The following is a 6,304-nucleotide window of genomic DNA, read 5'->3' on the forward strand; positions in this document are numbered from 1 at the left end:
GCAGCCCCGGGCCGCAGCATCCGTCCCGTCGTCAGCCCTTCACCGCCGCGCCGGCGACGGAGTCGACGATCTGCCGCTGCGCCACGGCGAACAGGATGAGCACCGGCACCGACGCGATGACCGCGCCGGCCATGACGATCCCGAAGTGGGTGCGGTAGGCGCCCTGCAGCATCGCGAGGCCCGGCTGCAGAGTCATGTTCTCAGGCGACAGGAGCACGTAGACCGGCCACAGGAAGTCGTTCCAGTTCCCGAGGAAGGACAGCACCGCGAGCGTGGCCAGCGCGGGCTTCGCCAGCGGCAGCGCCACCTGGAAGAAGATCCGGAACTCGCCGGCTCCGTCGATGCGCGCAGCCTCCTCCACCTCGACGGGGAGCCCGAGGAAGAACTGCCGCAGGAAGAACACCCCGAACGCCCCAGCGGCTCCCGGAACCGTGATCGCGAGGATGGTGTCGAGCCAGCCGAAGTTCTCGACGATCAGGTAGTTGGGGATGAGGAACACGACAGGCGGCACGAGGAGCGTGGCGATGATCAGGCCGAACACGACCTTCTTCCCGGCGAAGTCCAGGCGTGCGAGGGCATAGGCGGCCATCGATGCCGTCGCGAGGATGAGCACCGTCTGGAGCGTCGCCGCCGCGAAGCTGTTCCACAGCCAGAGGAAGATCGGCTGCTGACCGCTGAGCAGCAGTGTCTGATATGCCTCGAGCGAGAACGGGTCCGGGAGCGAGTACGGATTCCGCACGGCATCCGCGTCCGTCTTGAACGACGTGAGCACCATCCAGACGAGCGGGAAGACGATGACCAGTGCCAGGAAGCCGAGCACGGCGTACAGCAGGGTCCGCGAAGCGAGGCGACGCGCGGACGGACGACGGCTCGGCGCGAGGGACGCGGTCATGAGACACCTTTCTCGGAGCGCTCGCGCTGCAGGCGGAAGTTGACGACGCTGATGATCGCGAGGATCGCGAAGAGGATGTAGCTCATCGCGGCGGCGGGCGCCATGTTGTTCTGCGAGAGGCCCTGGTCGGCGATGTACATGATGGCCGTCCGCGTCTCGTTGCCGGGACCGCCGGCGGTCAGCAGGTACGACTGACCGAACATGTTCGCCGACGCGAGGATCGTCGTCGTCGTGATGAAGAGCATGACGGGGCGCAGACCCGGAACGGTGACGTTCCAGAAGGAGCGCACGGCGCCCGCACCGTCGAGAGCAGCAGCCTCGTACAGATCGCCGTTGATGCCCTTCAGCCCTGCGAGGAAGATCACGGTGTTGAGACCGGCCGTCCACCACACGGTGACCCCGACGAGCGACACCCAGACCCACGGCACATCGACGATCCAGGGAGTGTCATCTGGCAGCCCGAGCAGGCCGAGGACGTGGTTGAGGATGCCGGACTGGGTGTCGAGGATGTACACCCAGATCACTCCGACGATCGCGACGCCGAGCACGTACGGTGCGAAGAAGACCGTCCGGAACACCGTCGCACCACGCAGACGCCGGTTGAGCAGCAACGCCACCAGGAGCGGCAGGACGACGAGGAACGGAACGCTGGCGACCACGAAGATCGCGGTCGCCCGCATCGACTCCCAGAAGTCCTCGGAGGTCGTCGTGCCGGGCACGAACAGGTCGATGTAGTTGTCGAGTCCGACGAAGTTCTGCACATCACGGAAGGGACTCCAGTCCGTGAGGCTGATCCAGAGTCCGAAGATCGCCGGGGCGATCACGAAGGTTCCGAAGAGGATCAGGAACGGTGCGAGGAACAGATATGCGATGAGGGTGCGCCGGCGTGCGGCGGGGCGGCGGCCCCCCGCGGGGCGGCCGCCCGACCGGGCGCCGGAGCGCTCGGTCGGGACGGCCGCGGTGGTCGCGATGTCAACCGCCATACTTCGCCTTGTTCTGCTCGAGGATCGCGTCGGCCTTCTTCTTGGCGTCGTCGAGTGCTTCCTGCGGCGTCTTCTTGCCGGTGAGCGCCTCGTTGAGTGCGGTCGTGATCAGGGCGTTCGCCTCGTTGATACCCGGCGAGACGGTCTCGTAGTGCGCGTACTCCAGCTCGCCGATGAACGGCTCGAGCGCCGGGTAGGCGGACAGAAGCTCCGGATCCTCGCGCACCGTGTTGGCCGCGGGCAGCTCACCGGTCTCGCCCCAGCCGAGGGAGTTGTCGTTCATCCACTTGACGAACGTGGCCGCGGCGGCGGTCTTGTCCTCGTCCTGACCCTTGTTGGAGGGGAACACCCAGTGGGTGGAGCTCGACCAGACGGCCTTCTCGTCGCCGATCTGCGGCACGGGCGCCGCCGCCCAGTCGAGGTCGCCGAACGCGGAGTTGGTCGTCTGCCACACGCCGTTCCAGTTGAAGGCGGTGTCACCCGCGAGCAGCGCCTTGATGTTGCCGTCCTGCGCGACATTGGCGGGGCTGTAGCCGTTCTTCACCAGATCCGTCATCCAGGTGAGCGCCTCGACACCGGCCTCGGAGTTGAACGTCGCCTCGGTCACGTCCTCGTTGTAGAGGTCACCGCCGAACTGCCACAGCAGGCTCTGGAACTCGAAGGTGCCGGTGAAGACGTAGCCGTCGACCCATTCGCCCTGGACACCGGCATCCTTGAGCGCGTCCAGCGCGGCGACGTAGCCGTCCTTGTCGGCGGGGATCTCGGTGATGCCGGCCTTCGCGAGCACCTCCTTGTTCACGAAGAGCCCGAGCGGGGTCACGCTCCACGGCACGGCGTACTGCGCGCCGTCGTAGTTGCCCTTGTCGAAGACGCCGGGCGGGAAGTCGTCGGCGGTGTAGCCGAGGTTGTCGATGATGTCGTCCGCGGGGATCAGCAGCTTCTGGGCCGCGTACGTCGCCAGATCGTCGCCGTGGAGCACCGCGACATCCGGTCCCTTCCCCGCCTTGACGGCGAGCGGCATCTTCGCGGCGATGTCGGCCCACTCCTGCGGCACGTTCTTGACGACGATGTTGTCGTGCTCGGCATTGAACTCGTCGATGAGCTTGGGGACGATCGTCGGCGCGGCACCGCCGGTCCAGCCGTGCCAGAACGTGATCTCGACCTTCGGCCCGTCATAGTCCTCACCCGAGACCGAGCCGCCGCCCGCACTCGATCCTGCGCAGCCTGCGAGCGCCAGCGCGACCGCAGTCGCGAGGCCCACGCCCAGCCCCCGCACGATTGTCTTCTTCATGTAGTTGCTCTCCTTTGAGGTGAAGCCCGACCCAGAACGGCCTGTGTCGGCGTTTCAAGTGCAAGTGCGGTCGAATGTACAGCGCTGGAAATTGGATGTCAACCGAGCCGACCCCGCGCCGCGCGCACGCTATCCTTCACCTGTCCCACACAGGCAGGAGGAGCTTGCATGCGCGGACCGCGACTGCAGGACGTGGCCGAACGCGCCGGGGTGTCGATGAAGACGGTCTCCAACGTGGTGCGCAACTACCCCCACGTTTCGCCCAAGATGCGCGAGCGCGTGCAGAAGGCGATCGACGAGCTCGGATATCGGCCCAACGTGATGGCGCGACGGCTCGCAACGGGCAGGACCGGCCTGATCGCGCTGGCCTTCGCCGACGTCGGCATCCCGTACTTCGCCGAACTGGCGCGGGTCGCCTCGCGGACGGCCCAGTCCTTCGGATACCGGGTGCTGCTCGAGGAGACGGACGCCACGCTGGAAGGCGAGCGCGCGCTGATGGCGACCTCCGAGGCCGGGCTGGTCGACGGCATGCTCTTCCAGCCGAGCGCGATGACCTCGACCGAGATCGCGCAGCATCGCTCCGACATCCCCATCGTGCTGCTCGGAGAAACCCCCGCACCGCTGACGATCGACCGCGTGATGATCGACAACGTCGCCGCAGCCCGCGAGATCACGCGGCACGTCATCGCGTCCGACCGGCGCCGCATCGCGTTCGTGGGGCACGAGGCGAAGGTCCTGAGCGAGACGTCCCGCCAGCGCATCCTCGGGTACGAGCAGGCCCTTCAAGAAGCAGGCATCACACCGGACCCCGCCCTTCTCGTCGCGACGGAATCCGTGTCCGCCGCCGATGCCGTCACTGCGATGCGTCAGGCCCTCGACGACGGTCTGCGCGTGGACGGCGTCGTGTGCCGCGACGACCTCGCGGCGATCGGCACGCTGCGCGCACTGCAGGAACGCGGGATCCGCGTCCCCGAAGACGTCGCAGTGACGGGCTGGGACGACACACGACTCAGCGCCGTCACCTTCCCCAGCCTCACCACGGTGAGCCCCGACCTGCACGCCCTCGTGACCAGGTCGCTGGAGCTCTTGATCGAACGGATCGAGGGCTATGACGGCGTGGGCCGGCACGAGATCGCGCCCCACCGCGTCGTCACGCGGGAAAGCGCCACAGGCCACGCCGACTGACGCGCGTTCCAACGCTGCAACATGAACACGGAATTTACAGCGCTGCATTTCTAGTGCATGCTGGTCGACATGATCGACGACGACAGCCGCTCCTGGTCCGCGAGCGACCAGGACGGCACCTATCCCCGCCCGCAGCTGGTCAGAAGGGCATGGGCGGACCTCACCGGAACCTGGACGTTCGCGTTCGATGACGAAGACACCGGGCTGCGAGACGGGTGGGAACGTGCGGGCGAGTTCGATCGCGACATCCGCGTGCCCTTCCCGCCCGAGGCCCCGGCGTCGGGTGTCGGCGACACAGCGCATCACCGCGTCGTCTGGTATGCGCGCACGTTCGGCGTGGACGAGGTGACGCGCGCGGGCCACGACGGAAGCACGCGACTCATGCTCCGATTCGGTGCGGTCGACTACCGGTGTCGAGTGTGGGTGGACGGGCAGCTCGTCGGCACGCACGAGGGTGGTCACACCGCGTTCGCGTTCGACGTCACGGACGCGCTCACCGAGACGCCTGTGCACAGCCTCGTGGTCCGCGCAGAGGACGACCCCCATGACATCGGCCAGCCCCGAGGCAAGCAGGACTGGCGCGAGCAGCCGCACGTCATCTGGTATCACCGCACGAGCGGCATCTGGCAGCCCGTGTGGCTCGAGGCTGTGCCCGCAGCCGCGATCACCGGCGTCCGGTGGACCGCTGATCCGAGGGCAGGAGTGGTGAGCGCGTCTCTCGAACTGTCATCGGCGCCCGTTGATCCGATCGCCGCACGGATCGAGCTGTCGTACGAGGGCCGCGTCCTCGGCCGCGTCGAGACGGTCGTCGCCGACGACGAGGTCCACCTCGTCGTCCCGCTCGCCGCGCTCGCCAACGGCCAGGCGTACGAGGAGCTGCTCTGGTCGCCCGAACACCCTCGGCTGATCGATGCCGACATCCGGGTGGGCGCCGACCACGCCCGCTCCTACGTCGGCATCCGCACGGCGCACGTGGCACGCGGCCGCTTCTTCCTCAACGACCGCCCGTACTACGTACGGTCGGTGCTCAACCAGGGGTACTGGCCGGAGTCCCATCTGGCCGCTCCATCTGCCGCCGCACTGCGCGAGGAGGCGGCCCTCATCAAGCGACTGGGATTCAACGCCACGCGCGTCCACCAGAAGTTCGAGGATCCGCGGTTCCTTTACTGGGCCGACCGCCTCGGCCTGCTCGTGTGGGGCGAGGCTCCCGCGAGCTTCACCTTCTCCCCTGTCGCGGTTGAGCGCACCGTCCGCGAATGGCTCGAGATCGTGCGACGCGACTTCTCGCACCCGTCGATCGTGACCTGGGTGCCCCTCAACGAGAGCTGGGGCGTGCAGCACGTCGCATCGGACAGCCGCATGCAGCACTTCGCGCGGGCGCTCGTCTCGCTCACCAAGGCGCTCGACCCCACTCGCCCCGTGGTCTCGAACGACGGGTGGGAGCAGGTCGACACCGACATCGTCGCGATCCACGACTACGAGGCCGACCCCTCTGTGGTGGCCGACCGCTACCGCACCCGCGCCGACATCGATGAGATGATCGCGACCGTCGGTCCGGCGGGACGCGTTCTCGTGCTCAGCGGAGACGTCGAGGACGCTCCGGTGATGCTGACGGAGTTCGGGGGCATATCGTTCGATGTGGACGCTGCAGCGGACGCGTGGGGGTACTCGTCGGCGACGTCGGCCGCGGACTTCGAAGCCCGGCTCGAGGGCCTCATGCGCGCGGTCCACTCCAGCAGGGCGCTCGCCGGCTTCTGCTACACGCAGCTCAGCGACACGCTGCAGGAGACCAACGGCCTGGTCGGCGCCGACCGCACGCCCAAGATCCCCGCCGAGCGCATCCGGGCGATCATCTCGGGCTCACCGCTCGCCGACTGAAACGAAGAGGGACGGATGCTGCAGCCCGGGGCTGCAGCATCCGCTCTCTGTCGTTCGTGGCTCGCGTCGCCGATC

5 protein-coding genes are annotated in these 6,304 nt (G+C 67.7%); 2 read left to right on the forward strand and 3 right to left on the reverse strand.

The window, feature by feature from the left end; all coding sequences use genetic code 11:
• Positions 1 to 31: 31 nt before the first annotated feature.
• Genes ACFQ7C_RS10575 through ACFQ7C_RS10585 form a run of 3 tightly spaced genes read right to left on the reverse strand, consistent with a single transcriptional unit; the run spans position 32 to position 3,166 of the window.
• Positions 32 to 892, reverse strand: a complete 861-nt coding sequence (locus ACFQ7C_RS10575) for a carbohydrate ABC transporter permease (protein ID WP_378900207.1) — start codon at positions 890 to 892, stop codon at positions 32 to 34.
• A complete protein-coding gene (locus tag ACFQ7C_RS10580) occupies positions 889 to 1,875 on the reverse strand; it encodes a carbohydrate ABC transporter permease (protein ID WP_378900210.1) in 987 nt (328 codons plus the stop codon). The genes ACFQ7C_RS10575 and ACFQ7C_RS10580 overlap by 4 nt, the downstream gene beginning before the upstream one ends.
• The gene (locus ACFQ7C_RS10585) at positions 1,865 to 3,166 is read right to left on the reverse strand and encodes an ABC transporter substrate-binding protein (RefSeq protein WP_378900213.1); all 1,302 of its coding nucleotides are present in this window, start codon (positions 3,164 to 3,166) and stop codon (positions 1,865 to 1,867) included. The genes ACFQ7C_RS10580 and ACFQ7C_RS10585 overlap by 11 nt, the downstream gene beginning before the upstream one ends.
• 168 nt (positions 3,167 to 3,334) lie before the next feature.
• Between ACFQ7C_RS10585 and ACFQ7C_RS10590 the strand changes: the two genes are divergently transcribed.
• Both ACFQ7C_RS10590 and ACFQ7C_RS10595 read left to right on the forward strand, forming a co-directional pair.
• Complete coding sequence (locus ACFQ7C_RS10590; protein ID WP_378900216.1) at positions 3,335 to 4,351, forward strand: LacI family DNA-binding transcriptional regulator; 1,017 nt, start codon at positions 3,335 to 3,337, stop codon at positions 4,349 to 4,351.
• Positions 4,352 to 4,420: 69 nt separating this feature from the next.
• Positions 4,421 to 6,229: a glycoside hydrolase family 2 protein gene (locus ACFQ7C_RS10595; RefSeq protein WP_378900219.1), complete on the forward strand. Its 1,809-nt coding sequence runs from the start codon at positions 4,421 to 4,423 to the stop codon at positions 6,227 to 6,229.
• Positions 6,230 to 6,304: the final 75 nt, after the last annotated feature.

The organism is Microbacterium sp. NPDC056569 (genome assembly GCF_042793475.1).
Taxonomy (GTDB): Bacteria; Actinomycetota; Actinomycetes; order Actinomycetales; family Microbacteriaceae; genus Microbacterium.

What these genes read in the sequence shown, in the direction of transcription:
- ACFQ7C_RS10580 (WP_378900210.1), bottom strand. Translation starts at nt 1,875, where the DNA reads ATGGCGGTTGACATCGCGACCACCGCGGCCGTCCCGACCGAGCGCTCC.
- ACFQ7C_RS10585 (WP_378900213.1), bottom strand. Translation starts at nt 3,166, where the DNA reads ATGAAGAAGACAATCGTGCGGGGGCTGGGCGTGGGCCTCGCGACTGCG.
- ACFQ7C_RS10595 (WP_378900219.1), top strand. Translation starts at nt 4,421, where the DNA reads ATGATCGACGACGACAGCCGCTCCTGGTCCGCGAGCGACCAGGACGGC.
- ACFQ7C_RS10590 (WP_378900216.1), top strand. Translation starts at nt 3,335, where the DNA reads ATGCGCGGACCGCGACTGCAGGACGTGGCCGAACGCGCCGGGGTGTCG.
- ACFQ7C_RS10575 (WP_378900207.1), bottom strand. Translation starts at nt 892, where the DNA reads ATGACCGCGTCCCTCGCGCCGAGCCGTCGTCCGTCCGCGCGTCGCCTC.